This window comes from Brevundimonas subvibrioides, assembly GCF_027271155.1.
Lineage (GTDB): Bacteria > Pseudomonadota > Alphaproteobacteria > Caulobacterales > Caulobacteraceae > Brevundimonas > Brevundimonas subvibrioides_D.
Genome location: NZ_CP114542.1, coordinates 1,008,930 through 1,030,209 on the forward strand (window position 1 = coordinate 1,008,930; position 21,280 = coordinate 1,030,209).

The window sequence follows — 21,280 nt, forward strand, 5'->3', positions numbered from 1 at the left end:
ACTCCCGGTCTGGCCGGTTGGCGTCTGTTCCAATCATCGCGTTTGCATCCTCGAACCCCTCATCCGGCCCTCCGGGCCACCTTCTCCCGCAGGGGGAGAAGGGAAAGCAATGTGTCACAACCTCACCTCAACACCCGCGCCTGCCAGGAAGGCCTTCAGGTCCGGGACCGCGATCTGGCCGGAGTGGAAGACGCTGGCCGCCAGGGCACCGGACACATTCGCCCGATCAAAGACGTCGAGGAAATGCGACTTCGCCCCGGCCCCGCCGGACGCCACCAGCGGAATCGTCAGGCGGCTGCGGGCGTCGGCCAGCTGGGCGGTGTCATAGCCCTTTCGCACCCCGTCCTGATCGATGCAGTTCAGCACGATCTCGCCCGCGCCGCGGTCCTGGGCCTCGACGATCCAGTCCATGGTGAGGCGTCCGGCCAGACGGCGGCTGTCCGGGTCGCCGGTGTATTTGTGCACGACATAGTCGCCGTCCTCGCGCCGGGAATCGACGCCGACGACCACGCACTGGCTGCCCAGCCGCTCTGCCATCTCGGAGATCAGTTCGGGCCGTTCCAGGGCGGGGGAGTTGATCGAGACCTTGTCGGCCCCGTTGTCGAGGCAGGCCGCCGCCTGATCCACGGTGCGGATGCCGCCCGCGACGCAGAAGGGGATGTCCAGCAGCCGGGCGATGTCGCGGACCCAGCCGTAGTCCAGCGTCCGGCCTTCGGGCGAGGCGGTGATGTCGTAGAAGACCAGTTCGTCGGCCCCCTCGTCGCGATAGCGCACGGCCAGCTCGGCGGCGTCGCCCATGTCGACGTGGCCCTCGAAGCGCACGCCCTTGACGACGCGACCGTCCTTCACGTCCAGGCAGGGAATGATCCGGCGCGCGGTCATGCGCAGGCCTCTATGGCGTCGCGGGCCGTGAAGCGACCCTCGTAGATCGCGCGGCCGACGATGGCCCCGTCGCAGCCGATGGCCTTCGCCGCTGTCAGGTCGTCGAGGGAGGAGACGCCGCCGGACGCCTGGACCTTCAGGTCGGGACGACGCCGGATGACCTCGGCCAGCAGGTCGAGGTTCGGACCCGTCAGGGCGCCGTCGCGACCGACGTCGGTGATCAGGACGTGCTCCAGCGTGCCCGGCGGATAGCGGTCGAGCGCGGTCCACAGGTCTATCGGCGCGGCCTCGGTCCAGCCCTTCAGCGACGGGATGGGGACGCCGTCCTCGCCCACCCGGACGTCGAAGGCGAGGGTCAGGCGCTGATGGCCGAACTTGCCCAGCCAGGCCGACACCTCGGCCGGTGCCGTCACGGCCTGCGACCCGACCACCACGCGGCTGACGCCCGCGTCCAGCAGGTTGCGGACGTCGGACAGGGTGCGGACGCCACCGCCGGACTGGATGCTCACATCCAGGCTGCCGGCCAGGTCGCCGATCAGCCGGTGCTGGACCGCACGGCCCGCCTCGGCGCCGTCCAGGTCGACGATATGGACCCAGGTCGCGCCCTCGGCGACGAAGGCGGTCAGGCGCGCAGCGGGGACGGTGTCGTATTCGGTCACCTGGTCGAAGCGGCCGTGCATCAGCCGCACGCAGACCCCGTTTCGCAGGTCGATGGCGGGATAGACGATCATGCGGGTAGCTCGAGGAAGTTCTTCAAAATCCGCGCGCCGGCCCCGGCCGACCGCTCCGGGTGGAACTGGCAGCCCCAGCGGTTTCCGATGCGGACCATGGCCGGGACCTCGGCTCCGTACGCCGCGCAGGCGATGGTCGCCTCGGTGTCGGGACAGACATAGGAGTGGACGAAATAGGCGTAGTCGCCCTCGCTCACCCCCTGCAATAAGGGGTCGTCCTTCAGGTTATGCAGCTGCGACCAGCCCATGTGCGGGACCGGCAGGTCATCGCGGACCGGCATGCGCCGGACCGTCCCCGATATGAAGCCCAGCATGGCGGCACCGCCGTTCTCCTCGCTTTCGGCGAACAGCAGCTGCTGGCCGAGGCACAGGCCCAGCAGGGGGCGTTCGAAGGCCTTGATAACTTCGGTCAGGCCAAGCGCCGCCATCCGCTCCATGGCATAGCCGGCGGCACCGACGCCGGGCAGGACCAGGCGTTCGGCCTCGGCGATCTCGACGGGATCGGCGGTGATACGGGCGTCGGCGCCCAGCCGCTCCAGCGCGAACTGGACCGAGGCGGTATTGCCGGCCCCCAGGTGGACGATGGCAACGGTCATCGGCCCCTCTTCCACAGGGAGAGGGATTGAGCGCGCGAGAGCCGAAGAGCGGCCATCACAGCACCCCCTTGGTGCTCGGCACGGCGTCGCCCTCGACCCGGATCGCCTGACGCAGCGCGCGGCCGAAGCCCTTGTAGACGGCCTCGGTCTTGTGATGGTCGTCGTCGCCCTTGACCGAGATCTGGATCGCGGCCCCGAGGTGCTCGGCGAGCGAGCGGAAGACGTGGGCGGTCAGGTCGGTGCGGTATTCGCCGATGAAGGGGGTCGAGAAGCTGCCCTCGAACACCGGATAGGGACGGCCCGACAGGTCGATGGCGACATTGGCCTGGGCCTCGTCCATGGCCAGGACGAAGCCGTAGCGCTGGATGCCGCGCCGTTCGCCCAAGGCCTGTTTCAGGGCCTGACCGAGCGCGATGGCCGAGTCCTCGATCGTGTGGTGCGGGTCGGTGTGCAGGTCGCCTTCGCACTGGAGACGCAGCGAGAATCCGCCGTGAGCCGCGACCTGTTCCAGCATGTGGTCGAAGAAGCCGACGCCGGTCGCGATCCGGATGGGGCCGACGGCGTCCAGGTCCACGGCGCAGACGATGCGCGTCTCCTTCGTATCGCGGACGGCCTGTCCGACGCGGTGGGTGCGGGACTTCGCGGGCGTCAGGCCGAGCGCGGTCAGCAGCCGGTCGTTGACCTCGGCCTTGATCGAGACGGGCAGACGGACGCGGTCTCCGGAGCGGTCCGCGGCGATGCCGTATTTCGACAGGTCGGCCAGGGTCGCCGCGATGTCCAAAGGGCGCGCCATCAGTATGGGGCCGACGCCGGTCTCCACCACCATGACCCGCCCGATCTGGCGGACCAGCCGCTCGCGTTCGCGGCGGACGGCGGCGATGCGTTCGGCGGTTTCGATCATGCGCGACGGATCGAGCGCCTGCATGGCGAGGCGGACCAGCGGCTCGGGCAGGGCATAGGGTTCGACGACCTCGGCCAGGGTGGCCAGGGTGCCGGGCTGGGCCAGGGCCGCGCCGACGCGGGCGCCGGCCAGCCCATAGGCCAGCGACAGGCTGCGCAGGACGACGAGGTTGGCGTGGTCGCCGATCAGGGTGGCGGCGGAAGGCCCGTCGGCGAACTCGACCAGGCCCTCGTCCACGACCAGCAGGGCGGGGGCGACGCGTTCCGCCATCTCGGCCACGGCCTCGGGCGAGCCGAGGGCGCGGATGACCACGGCGGCGCGGTCGCCGTCCGCCGCACGATAGATGCGGGCCAGACCGGCATAGGGCTCGGCGTCGGGCCCCTCGACCGAGCGGCCATCACGGGCCGCCAGACGGAAGACCAGCTCCAGCCCGTGGGTCAGACCCCGGACGGGCAGGACGTGGTCGGGGGCGACGCCGTAGACCTGGGCCATGCGGGCGGCGAGGGCGGAGGTGTCGCCGGGATAGGCGTCGAGGCCCTCGCCACCAGCGACCAGGGGCGGATAGGGGGCGGGAAGGGTCATGTCGGGTCTCCTTCTCCCCTTGCGGGAGAAGGTGGCAGCCGAAGGCTGACGGATGAGGGGTACGAGGACGCAGATGGGATAAGGCGAGCCGTCCCCGACCGGCGAGACCGGGAGTCACCCCTCATCCGACCTCGCGTTCGCTCGGCCACCTTCTCCCGCAAGGGGAGAAGGGAAAGGCTGAAGGCCCTCATCCCACACTCCTCAGATCGGCGGCCCGGGCGTGGGCTTCCAGACCCTCCAGCCGGGCCAGACGGGCGGCGATGGGGCCGAGGCGTTCGGCCCCGGCCTCGGTCACGGTCTGGACCGACATGGAGGTCATGAAGCTGGCGGTGGTGATGCCGCCGAGCGTCCGGGCTCCGCCGTCGGTGGGCAGGACGTGGCTGGGGCCGGCGGCGTAGTCGCCCAGGGTCTCTGCGGCCCAGCGACCGACGAAGACCGCTCCGGCAGCGCGGATGGAGGCGACCAGGGCGTCCGCGTCCTCGGCCTGCAGGGCCAGGTGTTCGGGGCCGTAGAGGTTGGACACCGCGCAGGCCTCGGCCATGTCGGAGACCAGGATGGCGCGGGCCTCGGACAGGGAGGCGCGGGCGATGTCGGCGCGGGGCAGGGTGGTCAGCTGTTCCTCGACCTCTGCGAGAATGGCGTCGATGGTGGCGGCGCGTTCGCAGACCAGGATAACCTGGGCGTCCGCGTCGTGCTCGGCCTGGCTCAGCAGGTCCGCGGCGGCGATCTCCGGGTCGCAGAAACGGTCGGCGATGACCAGCAGCTCCGACGGTCCGGCGGGCATGTCGACCGAGGGGCCGTTCGGCAAGGCGGCGGCATAACGCTTGGCCTCGGCGACATAGGCATTGCCCGGGCCGAACAGCTTGTCGCAGGCCGGGATCTCGCCGTCGTCCAGCACGGCGCCATAGGTCAGGGCCGCGATGGCCTGGGCCCCGCCGATCAGCCAGATGGCGTCCAGGTTCGCCTCGGCCGCGGCCAGGATCATGGCCGGGTGGACGCTGCCGTCCTTCGCCGGCGGGGTGACCACGACGCGGGTCGTGACGCCCGCGACCTCGGCCGGGATGGCCTGCATCAGAAGCGACGAGAACAGGGGCGCCGTGCCGCCGGGGACATAGATCCCGGCCGCGCCAATGGGCCGCCAGACCAGTTTCGATTTCACGCCGGGGGTGGTCTCGACGAAGGCGGTGTCCTCCGGCTTCGTCGCCTGGTGGAAGACGCGGACGTTCTCGGCGGCGACCCGGAGCGCGCGGGTGTCGGCGGGGGGCAGGGCGTCGCGGGCGGCGGCGACGGCCCCGGGCGTGATGGCGATACGACGGGGCCTGAAGCCGTCGATCCGCTCGGCAAACTGGCTGACGGCCGGGCCGCCCGAGACGGCGACCTGTTCGAAGATGCCGCTGACGACGTTCTGCACGTCGCGTTCGCTGCGGCGCGAGGGGCGGGCCAGAGCGTCGAGGCGACCCTGTCGGTCCAGGCCCGACCAGTCGATGCGCTTGATGGAGAGCGTGCCCATCACATCATCTTCTCGATCGGCAGGACCAGGATGGCCGAGGCCCCGGCCGCCTTGAGCTTCTCCAGCGTTTCCCAGAAGACGGCCTCCTGGCACACGGCGTGGACGGCGACCGCGTCGTCGCGGCCCATCAGCGGCATGACGGTGGGGGCACCGGCGCCGGGCAGAATGGCGGTGATGGCGTCCAGTGCCGAGCGGGGGGCGTTCAGCATCACATATTTGGCGCCTTGCGAGGACACGACGCCGGCCATCCGCTCGATGATCGACTCCAGCAGATGCTGCAGGCCGGGCTCGGGCGCGACGGGCGACTGGATCAGGACGGCCTGGCTTTCGAACACGGTCTCTTTGGCCACGAGGCCATTGGCCTCCAGCGTCGCGCCGGTGGAGACGAGGTCGCAGATGGCGGAGGCGAGCTTCAGCCGGGGAGCGACCTCGACTGCGCCGCGCATGACGACGATGTCGGCCCCGACGCCCTGCTCGTCCAGATAGCGGCGCAGGATCTTCGGATAGGAGGTGGCGATGCGCAGGCCCTGCAGCGAGGCGGGCCCGGCATAGTCCAGCATGGGCGGGCAGGCGAGCTTCAGCGTGCATCGGCCGAAGCCCAGCGGCATGACGACGGAGGCGTTCGATCCGCCGTTCTTGCCCTCTTCCAGCACGTTCTCGCCGACGATGCCGAGATCGCAGACGCCGTCGGCGACGAAGGTCGGGATGTCGTCGTCGCGCACCCGCAGCAGGTCGATCGGATAGTTCTCGACCTTGTAGAGCAGATCATTGGCCCCCTTCACGACGCGCAGGCCCGCATCCCGGACGAGATCGAGGCTGCGGTCGGCCAGACGGCCGGATTTCTGCACGGCGATGCGAAGTCGCCCCTGGACGGTACTCATGGTGTTGGACTCAGGCTGATCTGTGGGTTCTGTCCAGCACCAGGCGATAGCCCTGATGCGGCATCTCGCGCAGGAAACGCGCGACGCGGACGACGGTCGTGGGACTGGCCCCGGCCTCGATCGCGATCTCTCGATAGGATTTCGACTTCTGGTCCAGCAGCCGGGCGACGGCCCAGCGTTCGGCGAAGGCGCGGATCTCGGCCGGGGTGCACAAGTCCGACAGGAAGGCCTCCATCTCCGCGCGCGTCTTCAGCGACAGGAAGGCGTCGCAGAGCGCATCCTTGTCGTCTGCGGCTCTGGCCGGGGCGGTGCTGGGGAGGGTATCGGTCATTGAGCGCGTTCCACTATGCTGTAACAGTGGAACGGTCAAGGGCGATCGACGCAGGGTCTAGCTGACCACCGTCATCGAGGGCCGCTGAGCGGGCGCGTCGGCCATCCACGGCGGGTCGGGCATGGCGCGGTGGGCGTTGGCCAGAGCCTCTGACCAGCGGCGACCCAGGTCCTTGAAATAGGGATCGTCGGTTTCGATCCGGCGCTGGTCGCCGTGCAGGCTGTCGCGCGGGATAACGATCATGTCGAATGGCGGACCCACGGCGATGTTCGACCGGATGGTGGAATCGAAGCTGATGAGGCCCAGCTTGACCGCCTCTGACATCGGGGTGTCGGGGCGCAGCGCGCGGTCCAGAATGGGCTTGCCGTACTTCAGCTCGCCGATCTGCAGGTAGGGCGTATCGGTGCCGCACTCGATGAAGTTGCCCTGGGCGTAGATGAGATACAGCCCCATCTTGCCGCCCCGGACCTGGCCGCCCAGCAGCATGGAGGCGGTGATTTTCAGCGCATCGGCCTCCACCGTCGGCTGCAGGTCCTGACGGACCTGGTTCAGGCAGTAGCCGACCAGCTGGGCCGCGCGGAACAGGGTCGGGCAGGTCTCCAGCGTTTCGGGCACATCGTGGCCCGGCATCCGCACGCCCTCGGCGACCATGGCCAGGGCCGTCTGGGTCACCGACAGGTTTCCGGCCGTGGCGATGCCGATGACCCGGTCGCCCGGCACCTCGGTCACATGCAGCTTGCGGTAGGACGAGATGTTGTCGACGCCTGCGTTCGTCCGGGTGTCGGCGATCATCGCCAACCCCTCATCCACCAGCATGCCGACGCAGTAGGTCATATCAGAAGACTCGGCCCGAACCGGACCGCCACCCATCAGAAGGGGCGACGCTAACAGATTCGAACAACAGGACGACCCCTGAACGGATCATGACCAGCCCTGGCTTTGCTGTTGCTGCTGGGTCTGTTGCATCTGGCGCACACGCAGGGCCACGGTCATCGTCTCGCGCCCGCCGCCATAGCTGGTCCCGCGAATGGGCGAGGCCCCCAGGGCGTCCAGGCCGCAGGCGACGCGGACATAGTGTTCGGTCGGACAGATGCCGTTGGCCGCATCGAACCCGACCCAGCCGAGGTCCTCGATCCAGGCCTCGGCCCAGGCGTGGGCAGCGTCCTGGTTTTCGACCCCGTCGGACCGGTGCAGATGGCCCGATACATAGCGCGCCGGGATGCCCATGCGCCGGGCGGCGGCGATGAAGATCTGCGCGTGGTCCTGGCACACACCCTGTTTCTGGGCATAGGCGTCGGCGGCGGTGTGATCGACCGTGGTCGACCCGACCATGAAGGCCACCGTGCCATGGATCGTGGACATCAGCCGGTGCAGCCTCGTCAGGGTGTCGCCGTCCTCGCCCACCCCGGCCGCCAGGGCCCGGAGCGCCGCATCGGCGTGGGTCAGGGGGGTGTCGCGCAGGAAGACCAGCGGCGACAGACGCTCCGGCGTCCCGCGCAGAACGCCGCCGGTGTCGACGGTCGCGACCTCGCCCGTCACCCGCACCATCAGACCGTTGGTGGGGCGCTCGGTATAAAGGGTGTGGACGATGTTGCCGAAGGAGTCCTCGGAGCGGCGCAGATGGGCGTCGACGTCGGTCTCGATGCGCCAGTCGCGCACCTGCTGGCCCTCGGTCGAGCGCGGCGTCAGGCGCAGGACCTGGACGATGAACCGCGCGGCGCGGTCGTAGGCGTAACGGGTTTCGTGGTCGATCCGGATGCGCATCCTACACCAGGTACTGATCGTGGACGGCGGCAGCCAGGGCGTTGTTCTCGCTCAGGAAGGCCAGGATGTATTCGTGCAGGCCGGACTGGAAGATCTCTTCGATATTCGTCTCGTTGAACCGCGTCAGGCGGGCCGAGGCGATGCGCTGGGCCGGGCCTCGACGGCCGTAGTCGGTGGCCAGACGGTCCAGATAGCTGACGATCATCCCCTGGCAACTGGCCAGCGAGCGCGGCATCTGGCGGTTCAGCACCATCAGATCCGCGACCAGCCAGGGTCGCACGCTCTCGCGATAGACCCAGCGATAGGCGGTCAGGGCCGAGACCTCGCGCAGCAGGGTCGTCCACTGGAAATAGTCGAGCTGGCCGCCGACGCGTTCCCCGGCCGGGAGCAGCAGGTGATATTTCACGTCCAGCAGGCGCGCGGTGTTGTCGGCCCGCTCGATCGCCCCGCCCAGCCGCAGGAACCAGTAGGCATCGTTCCTCAGCATCGTCCGCGACGACGCCCCCTCGACGGCCAGCGAGACGCCCTTCACCCACTCCAGATAGCGCACGAAGTCGTCGCGTTTCGACGGCTCGCCGAACTCGTTCAGCCCGTTCCAGGCCCCGTTGATGGCTTCCCACAGCTCGATGGTCAGGGCGGTGCGCACCGAGCGGGCATTGGTGCGCGCGGCGGTGATGCAGGCGCGGATCGACGAGGGATTGTCGGGCGAGAAGGCCAGGAATTCGCGCACCGACTTCTCGGACGGCGTGCGGCCGGAGGCGGCGAACTGGCGCGAAACCCCCGCCGAGGCGATGGCGCTGGCCCAGGCCGTGGCGGCGGCCCCGTCGCGGGCCGGAAGCGCGGCCAGACGCACGGCCGCCTCCAGGATGCGCGCCAGGAAGTCAGCACGCTCCATGTAGCGGCCGGTCCAGTAGAGGGATTCAGCGGTGCGGCTCAGCATAAGGTATTCAATCATCCCTCGACGGATTTGCCCGTCGACGGCTGGCCCAGATCGTGACGGCGATCAGCGATACCGTAAGCACACCAAAGATCGGGCCCGACTCTCCGGGTTCCAATCGGCCTGTGGCTTGCGCCCAGAAAATCGCCACGCCCCCCGTCGATGCGAGCGCGCTTACGACAAGCAAGACGACATTCTTCAATCTAGTCATCCAGCACCCAGGTGTCTTTCGTTCCGCCGCCCTGGCTGGAGTTGACCACCAGCGATCCGGCCTTCAGCGCCACGCGGGTCAGCCCGCCCGGCGCGACACGGACGCCCGCGGGGCTGGAGAGCACGAACGGGCGCAGGTCGACGTGGCGGGGCGACAGGCTGCCGCCGTCCAGCGTCGGGGCGGTGGACAGGGCCAGGGTCGGCTGGGCGATGAAGTCGTCGGGATCGGCGATCAGCTTCTTGCGGAAATCCTCGATCTCGGCCCTGGTCGAGGCCGGGCCGACCAGCATGCCGTAGCCGCCGGAGCCGCCGACTTCCTTGACCACCAGTTCGGGCAGTTTTTCGAGCACTTCCTTCAGCGCGGCTGGCTCGCGGCAGCGCCAGGTGGGGACATTGCCCAGGATCGGGTCGCCGCCGCTGAAGAAGCGGATGATCTCCGGCATATAGGTATAGACGGCCTTGTCATCGGCGACGCCGGTGCCCACGGCGTTCGACAGGGTCACGTTCCCGGCCGTGTAGGCGGCCATCAGGCCGGGCACCCCCACGGTCGAATCCGGGCGGAAGGTCAAAGGGTCGATCCAGTCGTCGTCGACGCGGCGATAGATGACGTCGACGCGTTTCGGACCCTCGGTCGTGCGCATGAAGACGATGTCGTCGTTGACGAACAGATCGCCCCCCTCGACCAGCTCGACCCCCAGCTTGTCGGCCAGGAAGCTGTGCTCGTAGTAGGCCGAGTTGTAGGGACCGGGCGTCAGGACGACGATGTTGGGATCGGCCCCGGCATGTTCCGGCGCGCTCGCGCGGAGGCTGGCCAGCAGCATGTCGGTATAGGTCTCGACCGGGCGGATGCGGTGCTCGGCGAACAGGTCCGGGAACAGCCGCATCATCATCTCGCGGTTCTCCAGCATGTAGGAGACACCGGAGGGCGTGCGGCAGTTGTCCTCCAGCACCACGAACCCGTCCTCGCCCGTGCGGACCAGATCGACGCCGCAGATGTGGGTCCAGATGTCGCCGGGTGGACGGCGACCCTGCATCTCGGGCCGATAGTGGGGATTGGTGAAGATCAGCTCGGCCGGGACGATACCGGCCTTGATGCACTCCTGGGGGCCGTAGATGTCCTTCAGGAAGGCGTTGATGGCGGTGACCCGCTGTTTCAGGCCCTTTTCCAGCTGCTCCCACTCGGCCGCGCCGATGATGCGGGGCACCACGTCGAAGGGGATCAGCCGCTCGTTGGATTCGACGTCGCCATAGACGGCGAAGGTCACGCCCATGCGGCGAAAGAACAACTCCGCCTGGCGCGAGCGGGCCTGCAGAAGGTCGGCCGGCGCGGCCTCGAGCCACCGGGCCAGGGTCCGGTAGCTGGGGCGAACCTGATCCGAGCCGGCATGGCCTGACATTTCGTCGAACGTGACGGTCGCTCCCGCGCGCTAGGGTGGAAGTCCAGCGTGGACCGGCGGCGCGCCGATGCGCAACAGTTTTGTTGCGGTGCGGGACGGAAGATGCACCGGCTGTGGGATCAGACGTCCAGATCGACCGTGATCGGGCAGTGGTCGCTGGGCTGTTCCCAGGCGCGGACCGGCTCGTGGATGGTGGCCGATCCGGGGATGACGGCAGGGGTCAGACCGGGCGAGGTCCAGATGTGGTCCAGACGCAGGCCGCGCGCGGACTTGCGGAAATCCTGCGCGCGATAGCTCCACCAGCTGGCCAGCTTCTGCGGTTCGGGAAACGCCTCGCGGACCACGTCGGTGAACGCGCCCGCGGCCTGCAGCCGGTTCAGGGTCTCGACCTCGACCGGCGTGTGGCTGACGATCTTCGACATATAGCGGTGGTTCCAGACGTCGAACTCCGATGGCGCGATGTTGAAATCGCCGCACATCAACAGAGGCCGGGACCGGTCATGCGCCGCGACGGTGGCCGTCAGCTGTTCGTAGAAGTCCATCTTGTGATCGAACTTGGGGTTCAGTTCGCGGTCGGGCACGTCGCCGCCGGCGGGGATGTAGAAGTTCTGGATGTCGACGCCCGCGACCTGAACGGACACGCAGCGCGCATGGCCCAGCCTGCAGGACTGGAACGTCTCGCTGGGCGCGATCGGGTGGCGGCTGGCGATGGCCACGCCGTGCCAGCCCTTCTGACCGGCGATCTTCAGGTGCGGCAGGCCCATTTCGGCGAAGGCATTTCTGGGGAACTGGTCCTCCAGGCATTTGATCTCCTGGAGACACAGGACATCGGTGCCGCTCATCGTCACGAAGCGCGCGACCTGGTCGATGCGCAGGCGGACGGAGTTGATGTTCCAGGTGGCGATGCGAAGCATCGGGTGCGTCTAGCCTATCCCCGCGCCAAAAAATAACCCCCGGCGGGGGGCGCCGGGGGCCAAGGGGTCTCTCTCGCAGCCATCGGGAGGGGATGACGTCCGAAGGCAGAAGGGCGGTCAAAACCGTCCTGTGCCCAAAGTGTCACGCCTGTCGAAAATAGTCAAATGACGATCGGGATGATTTGCCTGTGTTCGTCCGAACACGGTTCAGGATTCGCCGAACTGTCAGTTGCGGCCGGGGCGACGGGTCGGATCGGTCAGGCGGAACAGGCTGGCGGCCAGGCCGGACGCCGGCGTCAGGGTGGTCAGCTGTGTCCGCGTGCGCGCGCCCGAGGCATCGGTGATGGTCCACTCCTGCAGGCGCATCGGGCTGCCGGCGAAGGCCAGGATGACCGACCCGTCGTCGGGCCGGTTGGAGTCCCGGGCGGTGATAGCGAAGGCTCCGGACTGCATGCGGGTCACGCGATCGATGCGCACGCCCTGGTCCAGCCGGACGTTCCTGGCCAGAAAGGTCGACAGGGGCGTGGCCCCCAGCGGCACCTGGCGGAAGACGTTCAGGCGCGGGTCGTAGCGTTTGACGTTGTCGCCGTCCGAGACGACCAGCAGGCCTGCCGGGTTGGTGTATTCGAACCGCATCCTGCCCGGGCGCTGCAGGTAGAAGCGACCCTCGCGCCGCTGGCCGCCCGCGCCGGTCTCGACGAAGGTCCCTTGGGCCGACGTCAGGTTCTGGAGATAGGTCTGGGCGGTCGCCAGCGTCGCGCGGTCCTCGGCCGACAGGCCCGATTGCGCGGCGGCCGGCAAGGCGGCCAAGGCAGCGATGGAGGTCAGGCCGAAGCCAAGATCGCGACGTGAAAGGGTCATGGGTCGTCTCCCGTTCGGGATGGTTGGCGAGGACGCCGTTGTGGACATACGACTTGGCGTCACGATGACCCAAGCCTGACCATATTCCGGCGTCGCGATGAAGTCCCGTTCATCGCGACCGACGAGAACGCCGCCACCACCGGGCGGTTGCGCGGCCGATTGACAGCCCGGGCGGCGGACCGCAGCGTGACGCCAAGCGGGTGGACCAAAGCCATGACCAGACTTCTGATCCTCATCGCGTTTGCCTTCGTGATTGCGTCGGCGACTCTCGGCTGGATGCTGCGCGAATACTTGCCGGGCGCGACGCTGGCGGACATCTTTTTCGGGATGACGCCCGTCCTGAAGCTGCTGGCGCTGGCCATTCTGGTCCTGGCGGGCGTCGGAGCAGTTGGAGGCTTAATGCGCAACGTCGAGCGCGTGCATAAGGTCACGATCCTGACCGTGGCCCTCGGCGCGCTGGGCGCCGCCTACGGAGAACTAAACACCCAACTTGGGACGCTGGACAGCAACCCAGTGACCTTCGCGACGATGGCCCCGGGGCGGATCGACAGTCTGGCTATACTAGCCCTGGGCCTGTTCGGCGCGCTCCTGGGGCTGGGCATCCTTCAGCTGAGGCGCGGGCCGGTATGACCGCAGCCCCCTGTCAGCCTCACACCATCGGCGGCGGGCCGGCGAGGATGTCGCGTTTGCCGGCGTGGTTGGCGGCCGAGACGACGCCTTCCTGTTCCATCCGCTCGATCAGGGAGGCGGCGCGGTTGTAGCCGATCTGCAGCCGGCGCTGGACGTAGCTGGTCGAGGCCTTGCGGTCGCGGGTCACCACGGCCACGGCCCGGTCATAGAGGTCGTCGCCCGAGGAGGCCCCACCGCCTTCTTCCATCGCCCCGTCACCGTCCCCGTCCGGATCGTCGGTAATCAGGTCGAGGTAGTCCGGCTCGCCCTGGCTGCGCAGGTGTTTGCAGACCTCCTCGACCTCCTGGTCCGTCACGAACGGGCCGTGCAGTCGGGTGATGCGGCCGCCGCCCGCCATGTAGAGCATGTCGCCCTGGCCCAGCAGCTGTTCGCCGCCCTGTTCGCCCAGGATGGTGCGGCTGTCGATCTTGGAGGTGACCTGGAAGGAGATCCGGGTCGGGAAGTTGGCCTTGATGGTGCCGGTGATCACATCGACCGAGGGCCGCTGGGTGGCCATGATCAGGTGGATGCCGGCGGCGCGCGCCATCTGGGCCAGGCGCTGGACGGCGCCCTCGACGTCCTTGCCGGCGACCAGCATCAGGTCGGCCATCTCGTCCATGACCACGACCAGATAGGGCATGGGCTCGGGCCGTATCTTCTCGGATTCATAGACCGGACGGCCCTGTTCGTCGAAGCCGGTCTGGACGGTGCGTTCGAAATGCTCGCCCCTGGCCTGGGCCTCCTTGGCCCGCTCGTTGTAGCTGGCGACGTTGCGCACGCCGAGCTTGGACATCCGGCGATAGCGGTCCTCCATCTCGCGGACGGTCCACTTCAGAGCGACGACGGCCTTCTTCGGATCGGTGACGACCGGGGCCAGCAGGTGCGGAATGCCGTCATAGACCGACAGCTCCAGCATCTTGGGGTCGATCATGATGAAGCGGCATTCGGCAGGGCTGAGCCGGTACAGGATCGACAGGATCATGGCATTGACCCCCACCGACTTGCCCGAGCCGGTGGTGCCCGCGATCAGCAGGTGGGGCATGCGCGCCAGGTCGGCGACATAGGGCTCGCCGCCGATGGTCTCGCCCAGCGCGAGCGGCAGCAGGTGCGCGGGCTTGCCGTATTCGGCGCTGGCCAGCAGGTCGCGCAGATAGACGGTCTCGCGCTTCAGGTTCGGCAGTTCGATGCCGATGGCGTTCCTGTTCGGCACCACCGAGATGCGGCAGGCGCGGGCGGACATGCTGCGGGCGATGTCGTCCGACAGGGCCACGACGCGGCCGTGCTTGACGCCGGGCGCAGGCACCAGTTCGTACAGGGTGACCACGGGGCCGGGGCGGATCTGGTCGATGACGCCCTTGACCCCGAACTCGGCCAGCACGCCTTCCAGCATCTTGGCGTTCTGCTTCAGGGCCGTCTCGTCGACCGTGCCGACGCGGGCCCGGGGCTTGGCCAGCATGGCCAGGGGCGGCAGGTCGAAGTCGCCCTGGGGCCGGACGAAATCGAAGGTGACCTGACCGTCGTCGATGGTCTTTTTCGAGGCCTTGGCCGGCTTGGGCGCGGCGACACGGGGCTCGGTGGCCGTGCGGGCAGTCGGCAGGGCGGGTTCAGGCACCGGCTCGTCCCAGGGCAGGGGCGCGACGGCGTCCTCGTCCTCGGGCAGTTCGAGACGGGCGGCACGACGCACCGCCCGGGATGCGGCGATCCCGGCCTCGGCCACCGGCCGGGGACGGTCGGGCCGGGACACCGGCGTGCGGCGCAGGCCGGATCCCCAGGCGATCGCCTCTCCGAAATCCGACGTCCGCAGGCCCACGGCGTAACCGCAGGCCCACAGGCCGAAGGCCAGGAACAGCACGCCGCTGATGATCCCGCCGCCCGGTATGCCCAGGGCATGGGCCCCGTCGCCGAACAGGCCGATCACCGCATCGCCCCACAGACCGCCGAGGCCCGCCGCCAGCGGCCAGGCACCGGGGGCCGCCAGGGCGGACAGGGCGGCGGACAGGGCCAGGACGCCGCCCGTGGCCGACAGGGCCTTCAGGGGTGTGGGCTTCAGGCGCTGCCGGATTGCATCGCCGATGGCGGCGGCCAGTCCGAAGGCGATGGTCAGGGCGGCGGCAGGCCAGGCGGCCAGGCCCAGGCTCTGCATGAACAGGTCCGCGAAGATCGCGCCGCTGGTGCCCAGCCAGTTGGTCGCGGGGCTGGACGAGGCGGCGTTCAGGCTGGGATCCGCTGCGTTCCAGGACACCAGGGCCACCACCAGCAATGTGGCCAGAAGCGCTTGCAGCACGCCGCGAAACCGCACCACGAAGGGCGCATCCCACAGGACGAGGACGCTCAGAAAGGCGCGCTGGCTGATGGCAAGGGCGGCGGACATCGACGGCTCCGATCGGACTGGCCGACAGTGTCGCAGGTGCAGGGTTAAGAGGCTGTTTACCTCGTGACCGCGCCGCAGCCGCCGTCGGAGTGATATTGCGACGAATTCGCAAATAGCCTTGCCACAGGTCTCCGATCTGATATTGCGAGCCAGTCGCATTTCAGTACCGGATCTTGCCAGTGTCCCCGCCCAACGCCTCTGCCTTCAGCGCCCTTCTCGCATCCACAGCGCTTGCGCTGACATGGCCGACGATGGCGCTCGCGCAGCATCAGGCGACGGATCTTGAGCCCATCATCGTGACGGGTGCCAAACGCGGCTATATCGCCGTGAACTCGGTGACAGCGACCAAGACCGACACCGCCCTGATCGACGTTCCGCAAAGCGTGACGGTGGTGACGCGAGCCCAGTTGAACGACCAGGCGATGTACAGTCTGGGAGACGTGCTCCGGTATGTTCCAGGCGTCACCGTGGGGCAGGGTGAGGGCAATCGTGACCAGGTAACGCTGCGCGGTCAGAACACCACGGCCGATTTCTTCATCGACGGGGTGCGCGACGACGTTCAGTACTATCGTGGCCTCTACAATCTGGAGCGGGTGGAGGTCCTGAAAGGACCCTATGCGCTCATCTTCGGACGGGGCGGCGGTGGCGGGATCTTCAATCGTGTTCAGAAGGCCCCCAGCGCTGCGGGGGGAATGTTCGGGACGCGGACAAGCGTCAACAGCTTCGGTGCCTATGATCTGTCGCTGGACCTGAACGTTCCGACGGGAGAAATGTCGGCGTTCCGGCTCAATGCCGCCTATGAGGAACTCGCCAATCATCGCGATGTCTATGAGGGACAGCGGTCTGCGATAAACCCTCATTTCGCGGCGGATCTCGGCTACGGCTGGAAGGCCGGCATCTCCTATGAGCATATCGACGACGACCGCGTAGCCGATCGAGGCGTCCCTTCGCTGGCCGGTGTCCCGATCCGGGGTTATCGGGATCAGTTTTTCGGTGTCCCCGGTGTGAACCGCACGACCCTGGACGCTGACATCGTCAAGGTCCGGGTCGATGGTGTCCTGACGCCTGACCTGTCTTTCTCGACGACGGCGCTCTACGGCGACTACGACAAGGTCTATACGAACGTCTTTCCGAGCGGTGTCGCGACGGCGCAGGCCGGAACGGTGGCGCTGGACGCCTACGCTGACGCGACCACGCGCCAGAACCTTCTGGTCCAGAGCAACCTCGTCTGGAGCTTGCACACCGCCAGAGTCGATCATCAGGTGCTCTTCGGTCTTGAGTACGGCGATCAGGACTCGACCAACCGACGGTCCAACGGTGTTTTGTCGAGCAGGACCTTCAACCTTGCGAACCCCGTGTTTCCCACGGTCAGTTTTTCGGCTCCGGCCCGGGACACGGTTTCAAACGTCGAAACCGTATCGGCCTATGTGCAGGACCAGATCCGGTTTGGCGATCGGCTGGAGGCAATCGTCGGCATCAGGTACGACAGGTTCGACATCGACGGGCTGGACCTGCAGCCGAACCCTGATCGGCCCTTCACCCGGACCGACGAAAAGGCGTCGCCCCGTCTGGGTCTGATCTTCAAGCCCGGACCCGGGATTTCGCTCTTCGCCAGCTACAGCCAGTCGTTCCTGCCGCGGTCGGGCGACCAGTTCCTGACCCTTTCGACGACCCAGCAGAACCTGGAGCCCGAGGCCTTCGTCAATCACGAGGTCGGCCTCAAGTGGGACGTCCGGCCGGGTCTGAACCTGACTGCGGCCGTGTTTCAACTGGACCGCTCGAACGCGACGACCCCTGATCCCTTAAACCCGCTGGTGACCATCAATGTCGGGAAGACGCGGACCCGCGGGATCGAGCTGGGCCTGACAGGTCGCATAACATCAGCCTGGCAGGTCAGCGGTGGATACGCCTGGCAGGAGGCGACGTTGCAGGGGAACGAAGCCGTCCGGCTGGGGCAGGTCCCGGAGCATCAGGTTTCGCTCTGGAACCGCTACAGCGTGAACGAAAGACTGGGCCTGGGGCTCGGGATCATCCATCAGTCCGAACAGTTCGCCAGCATTCGAACGTCGGCCGCCACGACGCGCCTTCCGTCCTTCACGCGGGTCGACGCCGCCGTCTTCTACGAAATCACCCCGTCCGTGCAGGTCCAGCTCAACGTCGAGAACGTGATGGACGAGACCTATTTCGCCGACGCCCACAACAACTTCAACATCTCGCCTGGTGCTCCCCGGAACGCCCGCCTGACCCTGATGACCCGGTTCTGAAGCAGGGTCTGACCTACCAGCTCAGGCTCAGCCCCGCCCGGAGCGTGCGCGGCGGGCCATAGCCCTCGACCCCGTCGCCGCTTTCGGCCACCGCCACCCCGGCGTCGAACAGGTTGTCGGCGGCGGCGTACAGGGTCACGCCGTCGCGCACGGTCCATTCCGCCCGGGCGTCGGCGGTGATCGCCCCGTCCAGCACGCGGCTGTTCAGGTCGTCCTCGAACCGGCGGCTCTCGTAGCGGGCGCGGACGATCAGGCTCAGTCGATCGGTCGCGCGCCAGTCCGCCCCGGCCGAGGCGCTCCAGACCGGGGCCTGGGCCGGGCGCAGGCCTGTCAGTTGGGGCGCGGCGGTGCCGCCATCGACCTCCGCATCGGTCACCGACAGGGCGGCGTCCAGCGCCAGGGTCTCGCCGAGACGGTGCCCGGCAGTCAGCTCCAGACCGGTGGCGTCGATGGTGCCCGCGTTCTGGCGCTGGCGCAGCACGCCGCCTGCCGGCACGAAGCCCGCGCGGGGGAAGGTGCCGGGGCCGGTGCCGAGGGTGACATTGACGATGGCGTCCTCGATCCGGTTCCAGAACACGGTGCCCGTCAGGGTCGTCGCGGAACCCTGCCACGCCAGGCCGGTCTCGACCCCCTGAAGCGTCTCGGGCACCAGCGCGGCATTGGCCTCGGTCAGGTCGTTGCCGACCCGGAAGGACCGGTGCAGCTCGTTCAGGGTCGCGGGCCGGAACCCGGAATAGGCGGCGGCGCGGGCGGCCAGGCCCGGGGCCAGCGCGCGGCGGACGGCCAGACGCGCACTGAGGACCTCGCCCGACCGGTCGGGATCAGTCTCATCCAGCGTCGCCAGCCCGGTCGCGCGGTCGCGCTCCAGCCGCCGCCCGTCCGCGTTGCTCCAGCCGTCGATCCGCAGACCCCCGGCGACCAGCCACGGCCCGGTGGTCCACGATCCTTCGCCATAGGCCCCGATGACGGATGTCCGGCCGCCCGCGACCCGGTCGCGGGTGAAGGCTCCGGCCATGAACCGGAACCGTTCGCGCGTCTCGCCCTCGGTGAAGCGGGCGTCGGTGCCCAGCTCCCACTCCAGCGACCCGCCGCCGAACGATACCGCCGTGCGTCGGACCGCGAGGTTGGCGCCCCAGCCCTCGGCCGGCGTGGCGAACTGGTTGTTGGCGGGGGTGGTCGTGGCCCGGTCGGCGGCCACGGCGACCGAGGTATTGGCGAAATCGCTCTCGCGCCGCCAGACCTGGGCGCGCCAGCCCGGGCGGTCGGCGGACGGGGTGTGCGACAGGGTGGCCGAATAGCTCTGGCCCGTCGCCGACGACCGTGCACCCAGAAGACCCGCGCCGCGATCCTCCTCATAGGCCGAGGCGCGCAGGGACAGGGCGGTCGCGTCGGTCAGGGCGACATCGGCCCGGATCGCGCCGGACAGGGTGGCGAGGTCCAGCGGCACGTCCGCCGCGCCCGCCCGGGCACCCCGCACGGGTATGTAGCCGTCCGACTGCTCGCGCTGCACCGTGCCGGTCAGGGCGAGGCGCCCGGTGCTCAGGGTGGTCGCGGCCGCCAGTCTCCGGCCGCCGTATTCGCCGCTGGATAGGTCCAGCGATCCGCCGACCCCGTCGCGCTCGCGCAGGGCGATGACCCCGGTCAGGGCTCCGGCACCATAGGGGCCTGCGCCCGCGCCCCGGACGATGTCGAGGCCGGACAGGCTCTCAGGTGCCACCTGGGACCAGATGACCCACCCGCCGAACGGATCGTTCAGCGGCACCCCGTCCAGCGTCACCAGCGTCCGCCCGGCCCCCGACGGGGCGATGGCGCGCAGCGAGATGCCCTGCGTCGTCGGATTGGCGGCGAGGCTGGAGGTGCGGCGGAACAGGCTGACGGCCGGAATCGTGGCCAGGGCCTCGTCCAGCCGGGTGGCGCGGTCCAGCCGGTCCGGGTCCAGCCGGATGACGGAGAAGGCGGCCTCTCCCGCGGCCGGCGGCAGGCGCGCGGCGGTGACGACGACGTCGGGGAGGGGGGCAGCGGCGTCCTGAAGCATCCGGCCTAAGCGCCCAACCGGTCCAGAAGCTCCGTTGCGAACGACGACAGGGTGTCGTCCCGCGCGCCCATGACGATGATCCGGTCGCCGGGCCGGGCCAGATCGACCAGCCGGTCGCCGCAGGCCGCGCGGTCATGCAGCGCCTCGGCCTGGCCACCGGCTGCGCGCACACCCGAGGCGATATCCTCCGACCCCACGCTGCGGTCCGTCGTGCCGCCGTAATAGACCGGCTCGGGCATCAGCAGTACGTCGTCGGGACGCATCAGCCCGGCGAAGGTGTCGATGAACTCGGCCTTCATCAGCTTCAGCGGACCGAAGCCGTGGGGCTGGAACAGGATCAGCAGCCGCCCGTCGAAGGCGTGCAGGGTCTTGACCGTGGCGGCGATCTTATCGGGGTTGTGGGCGAAGTCGTCGATGACGGTGATGCCGTTGGCCGTCCCGACCACCTCCATCCGCCGCCTGATCCCGGCGAAGGTCGCCAGCGCCGCGCCCGCCGCGCCCAATGGCACGCCCAAGGCCCGGACGGCCCCCAGTGCGGCCAGGGCATTGGCGACGTTGTGCGCGCCGGGCACGTTCAGGGTCGCGGCGATCCGCGCGCCGCTGGCCCGCTCGGTCAGGTCGAAGGTCATGCCGGTGGGCAGGGGGACCAGGTCGTGGGCCGACAGGTCCGCCGCGTCATTGCCCAGGGCGAAGGTCAGGACAGCCTCGCCCCGGCCATCGTCCACCATCGCCTCGGCCAGGGCCGCCGTCTCGGGGTTGTCGAGGTTCAGAACCGCCGTCCGCGCCTTGCCGGTGAAGCCTCCGAACAGGTCGCGCAGCTCCTCCATCGACTTGTGGTCCAGCGAGATATTGGACACCACGGCGACGGTCGGATCATAGCGGGCGATGGAGCCGTCCGACTCGTCCACCTCGGCCACGAACAGGTCGGCCCCACCGACGAGGGCGCTGGCGAACGGATGGTCGGCGTCGGCAAAGTTGCGCATCACCGCCCCGTTCATGACGGTGGGGTCGCGGCCGGTCTGGCTCAGGATCCAGGCGATCATGCCGGTGATGGTCGACTTGCCGCTGGTGCCCGCGACCCCGACCGAGGTCGGCGCGGCGTTGAAGATCCGGCTCAGCAGTTCGGGCCGGGTGACGATCGTCGCGCCCAGCCGTTTCGCCGCCCCGATGTCGGGCACCGTGTCCTCGACGGCCCCGGTCGCGACGACGGTCATGTCCGCCCGGACGCCCGATCCGTCCTGCGGATGCAGGGTCACGCCGTGCGCGCGCAGCCAGTCGAACTTCTCGGGCGTCCGGCCCTGGTCCAGCGCCCGGTCCGATCCCTCGATCGCGGCCCCGCGCGCCCGGACGATCATCGCCAGCGGCAGCATGCCCGACCCGCCGATGCCGCAGAAGAAACAGGATGGTTCGCTCATGATGGCGTGACTAAAGTGGAGACGAGCGG

Annotated in this window: 18 protein-coding genes; 2 read left to right on the forward strand and 16 right to left on the reverse strand. The window is 68.8% G+C overall.

The features are described 5' to 3' along the window. Window positions 1–114: 114 nt before the first annotated feature. The 13 genes from hisF to O3139_RS05105 all read right to left on the reverse strand — a co-directional run bounded on the left by hisF (window position 115) and on the right by O3139_RS05105 (window position 12,497). Window positions 115–882 (reverse strand): imidazole glycerol phosphate synthase subunit HisF, encoded by a 768-nt coding sequence (gene hisF, locus O3139_RS05045; protein WP_269515888.1) that lies wholly within the window; start codon window positions 880–882, stop codon window positions 115–117. After that, entirely contained in the window at window positions 879–1,613 is a 735-nt protein-coding gene (locus tag O3139_RS05050; RefSeq protein WP_269515889.1) for a 1-(5-phosphoribosyl)-5-[(5-phosphoribosylamino)methylideneamino] imidazole-4-carboxamide isomerase, read from the reverse strand. Before O3139_RS05050 ends, hisF begins: the two co-directional genes overlap by 4 nt. After that, a complete protein-coding gene (hisH, locus tag O3139_RS05055; protein WP_269515890.1) occupies window positions 1,610–2,209 on the reverse strand; it encodes an imidazole glycerol phosphate synthase subunit HisH in 600 nt (199 codons plus the stop codon). The genes O3139_RS05050 and hisH overlap by 4 nt, the downstream gene beginning before the upstream one ends. Before the next feature lie 55 nt (window positions 2,210–2,264). After that, the gene (gene hisB, locus O3139_RS05060; protein WP_269515892.1) at window positions 2,265–3,692 is read right to left on the reverse strand and encodes an imidazoleglycerol-phosphate dehydratase HisB; all 1,428 of its coding nucleotides are present in this window, start codon (window positions 3,690–3,692) and stop codon (window positions 2,265–2,267) included. Between the two features lie 187 nt (window positions 3,693–3,879). Then, entirely contained in the window at window positions 3,880–5,202 is a 1,323-nt protein-coding gene (hisD, locus tag O3139_RS05065) for a histidinol dehydrogenase (protein ID WP_269515893.1), read from the reverse strand. Continuing rightward, the gene (gene hisG / locus O3139_RS05070) at window positions 5,202–6,083 is read right to left on the reverse strand and encodes an ATP phosphoribosyltransferase (protein ID WP_269515894.1); all 882 of its coding nucleotides are present in this window, start codon (window positions 6,081–6,083) and stop codon (window positions 5,202–5,204) included. The genes hisD and hisG overlap by 1 nt, the downstream gene beginning before the upstream one ends. Window positions 6,084–6,093: 10 nt before the next feature. Beyond that, a complete protein-coding gene (locus tag O3139_RS05075) occupies window positions 6,094–6,414 on the reverse strand; it encodes a YerC/YecD family TrpR-related protein (RefSeq protein ID WP_269515895.1) in 321 nt (106 codons plus the stop codon). 57 nt (window positions 6,415–6,471) lie between these two features. After that, on the reverse strand, window positions 6,472–7,248 hold the full coding sequence (locus O3139_RS05080; RefSeq protein WP_269515896.1) for a peptidase: 777 nt from the start codon (window positions 7,246–7,248) through the stop codon (window positions 6,472–6,474). An 87-nt stretch (window positions 7,249–7,335) separates the two neighbouring features. Further along, window positions 7,336–8,178, reverse strand: a complete 843-nt coding sequence (locus O3139_RS05085; RefSeq protein WP_269515897.1) for a transglutaminase family protein — start codon at window positions 8,176–8,178, stop codon at window positions 7,336–7,338. A gap of 1 nt (window position 8,179) precedes the next feature. Next, complete coding sequence (locus O3139_RS05090; RefSeq protein ID WP_269515898.1) at window positions 8,180–9,133, reverse strand: alpha-E domain-containing protein; 954 nt, start codon at window positions 9,131–9,133, stop codon at window positions 8,180–8,182. A gap of 185 nt (window positions 9,134–9,318) precedes the next feature. Continuing rightward, on the reverse strand, window positions 9,319–10,722 hold the full coding sequence (locus O3139_RS05095) for a circularly permuted type 2 ATP-grasp protein (RefSeq protein ID WP_269515899.1): 1,404 nt from the start codon (window positions 10,720–10,722) through the stop codon (window positions 9,319–9,321). 119 nt (window positions 10,723–10,841) lie between these two features. Beyond that, the gene (gene xth / locus O3139_RS05100) at window positions 10,842–11,636 is read right to left on the reverse strand and encodes an exodeoxyribonuclease III (protein ID WP_269515900.1); all 795 of its coding nucleotides are present in this window, start codon (window positions 11,634–11,636) and stop codon (window positions 10,842–10,844) included. A gap of 225 nt (window positions 11,637–11,861) precedes the next feature. Further along, complete coding sequence (locus tag O3139_RS05105; RefSeq protein WP_269515901.1) at window positions 11,862–12,497, reverse strand: LolA family protein; 636 nt, start codon at window positions 12,495–12,497, stop codon at window positions 11,862–11,864. Window positions 12,498–12,710: 213 nt separating this feature from the next. On the opposite strand from O3139_RS05105, the gene O3139_RS05110 reads away from it, so the two are divergent. Further along, the gene (locus O3139_RS05110) at window positions 12,711–13,127 is read left to right on the forward strand and encodes a hypothetical protein (RefSeq protein ID WP_269515902.1); all 417 of its coding nucleotides are present in this window, start codon (window positions 12,711–12,713) and stop codon (window positions 13,125–13,127) included. Window positions 13,128–13,146: 19 nt separating this feature from the next. On the opposite strand, the gene O3139_RS05115 is transcribed toward O3139_RS05110, so the two are convergent. Beyond that, a complete protein-coding gene (locus O3139_RS05115; protein ID WP_269515903.1) occupies window positions 13,147–15,537 on the reverse strand; it encodes an FtsK/SpoIIIE family DNA translocase in 2,391 nt (796 codons plus the stop codon). A 251-nt stretch (window positions 15,538–15,788) separates the two neighbouring features. Between O3139_RS05115 and O3139_RS05120 the strand changes: the two genes are divergently transcribed. Further along, complete coding sequence (locus O3139_RS05120; RefSeq protein WP_269515904.1) at window positions 15,789–17,801, forward strand: TonB-dependent receptor; 2,013 nt, start codon at window positions 15,789–15,791, stop codon at window positions 17,799–17,801. A 13-nt stretch (window positions 17,802–17,814) separates the two neighbouring features. Here O3139_RS05120 and O3139_RS05125 read toward each other — a convergent pair whose 3' ends face one another. Beyond that, the gene (locus O3139_RS05125; RefSeq protein WP_269515905.1) at window positions 17,815–19,836 is read right to left on the reverse strand and encodes a TonB-dependent receptor; all 2,022 of its coding nucleotides are present in this window, start codon (window positions 19,834–19,836) and stop codon (window positions 17,815–17,817) included. Window positions 19,837–19,841: 5 nt separating this feature from the next. Beyond that, the gene (locus O3139_RS05130) at window positions 19,842–21,251 is read right to left on the reverse strand and encodes a UDP-N-acetylmuramate--L-alanine ligase (RefSeq protein ID WP_269515906.1); all 1,410 of its coding nucleotides are present in this window, start codon (window positions 21,249–21,251) and stop codon (window positions 19,842–19,844) included. Window positions 21,252–21,280: the final 29 nt, after the last annotated feature.

Bases quoted from the DNA above. Each gene is read 5' to 3' on its own strand.
- O3139_RS05090 (WP_269515898.1), bottom strand. From the start codon at position 9,133: ATGATTGAATACCTTATGCTGAGCCGCACCGCTGAATCCCTCTACTGG.
- O3139_RS05120 (WP_269515904.1), top strand. From the start codon at position 15,789: ATGGCGCTCGCGCAGCATCAGGCGACGGATCTTGAGCCCATCATCGTG.
- hisB (WP_269515892.1), bottom strand. From the start codon at position 3,692: ATGACCCTTCCCGCCCCCTATCCGCCCCTGGTCGCTGGTGGCGAGGGC.
- O3139_RS05115 (WP_269515903.1), bottom strand. From the start codon at position 15,537: ATGTCCGCCGCCCTTGCCATCAGCCAGCGCGCCTTTCTGAGCGTCCTC.
- O3139_RS05050 (WP_269515889.1), bottom strand. From the start codon at position 1,613: ATGATCGTCTATCCCGCCATCGACCTGCGAAACGGGGTCTGCGTGCGG.
- xth (WP_269515900.1), bottom strand. From the start codon at position 11,636: ATGCTTCGCATCGCCACCTGGAACATCAACTCCGTCCGCCTGCGCATC.
- O3139_RS05110 (WP_269515902.1), top strand. From the start codon at position 12,711: ATGACCAGACTTCTGATCCTCATCGCGTTTGCCTTCGTGATTGCGTCG.
- hisF (WP_269515888.1), bottom strand. From the start codon at position 882: ATGACCGCGCGCCGGATCATTCCCTGCCTGGACGTGAAGGACGGTCGC.
- hisH (WP_269515890.1), bottom strand. From the start codon at position 2,209: ATGACCGTTGCCATCGTCCACCTGGGGGCCGGCAATACCGCCTCGGTC.
- O3139_RS05130 (WP_269515906.1), bottom strand. From the start codon at position 21,251: ATGAGCGAACCATCCTGTTTCTTCTGCGGCATCGGCGGGTCGGGCATG.
- hisD (WP_269515893.1), bottom strand. From the start codon at position 5,202: ATGGGCACGCTCTCCATCAAGCGCATCGACTGGTCGGGCCTGGACCGA.
- O3139_RS05080 (WP_269515896.1), bottom strand. From the start codon at position 7,248: ATGACCTACTGCGTCGGCATGCTGGTGGATGAGGGGTTGGCGATGATC.
- O3139_RS05085 (WP_269515897.1), bottom strand. From the start codon at position 8,178: ATGCGCATCCGGATCGACCACGAAACCCGTTACGCCTACGACCGCGCC.
- O3139_RS05105 (WP_269515901.1), bottom strand. From the start codon at position 12,497: ATGACCCTTTCACGTCGCGATCTTGGCTTCGGCCTGACCTCCATCGCT.
- O3139_RS05075 (WP_269515895.1), bottom strand. From the start codon at position 6,414: ATGACCGATACCCTCCCCAGCACCGCCCCGGCCAGAGCCGCAGACGAC.
- O3139_RS05095 (WP_269515899.1), bottom strand. From the start codon at position 10,722: ATGTCAGGCCATGCCGGCTCGGATCAGGTTCGCCCCAGCTACCGGACC.
- hisG (WP_269515894.1), bottom strand. From the start codon at position 6,083: ATGAGTACCGTCCAGGGGCGACTTCGCATCGCCGTGCAGAAATCCGGC.
- O3139_RS05125 (WP_269515905.1), bottom strand. From the start codon at position 19,836: ATGCTTCAGGACGCCGCTGCCCCCCTCCCCGACGTCGTCGTCACCGCC.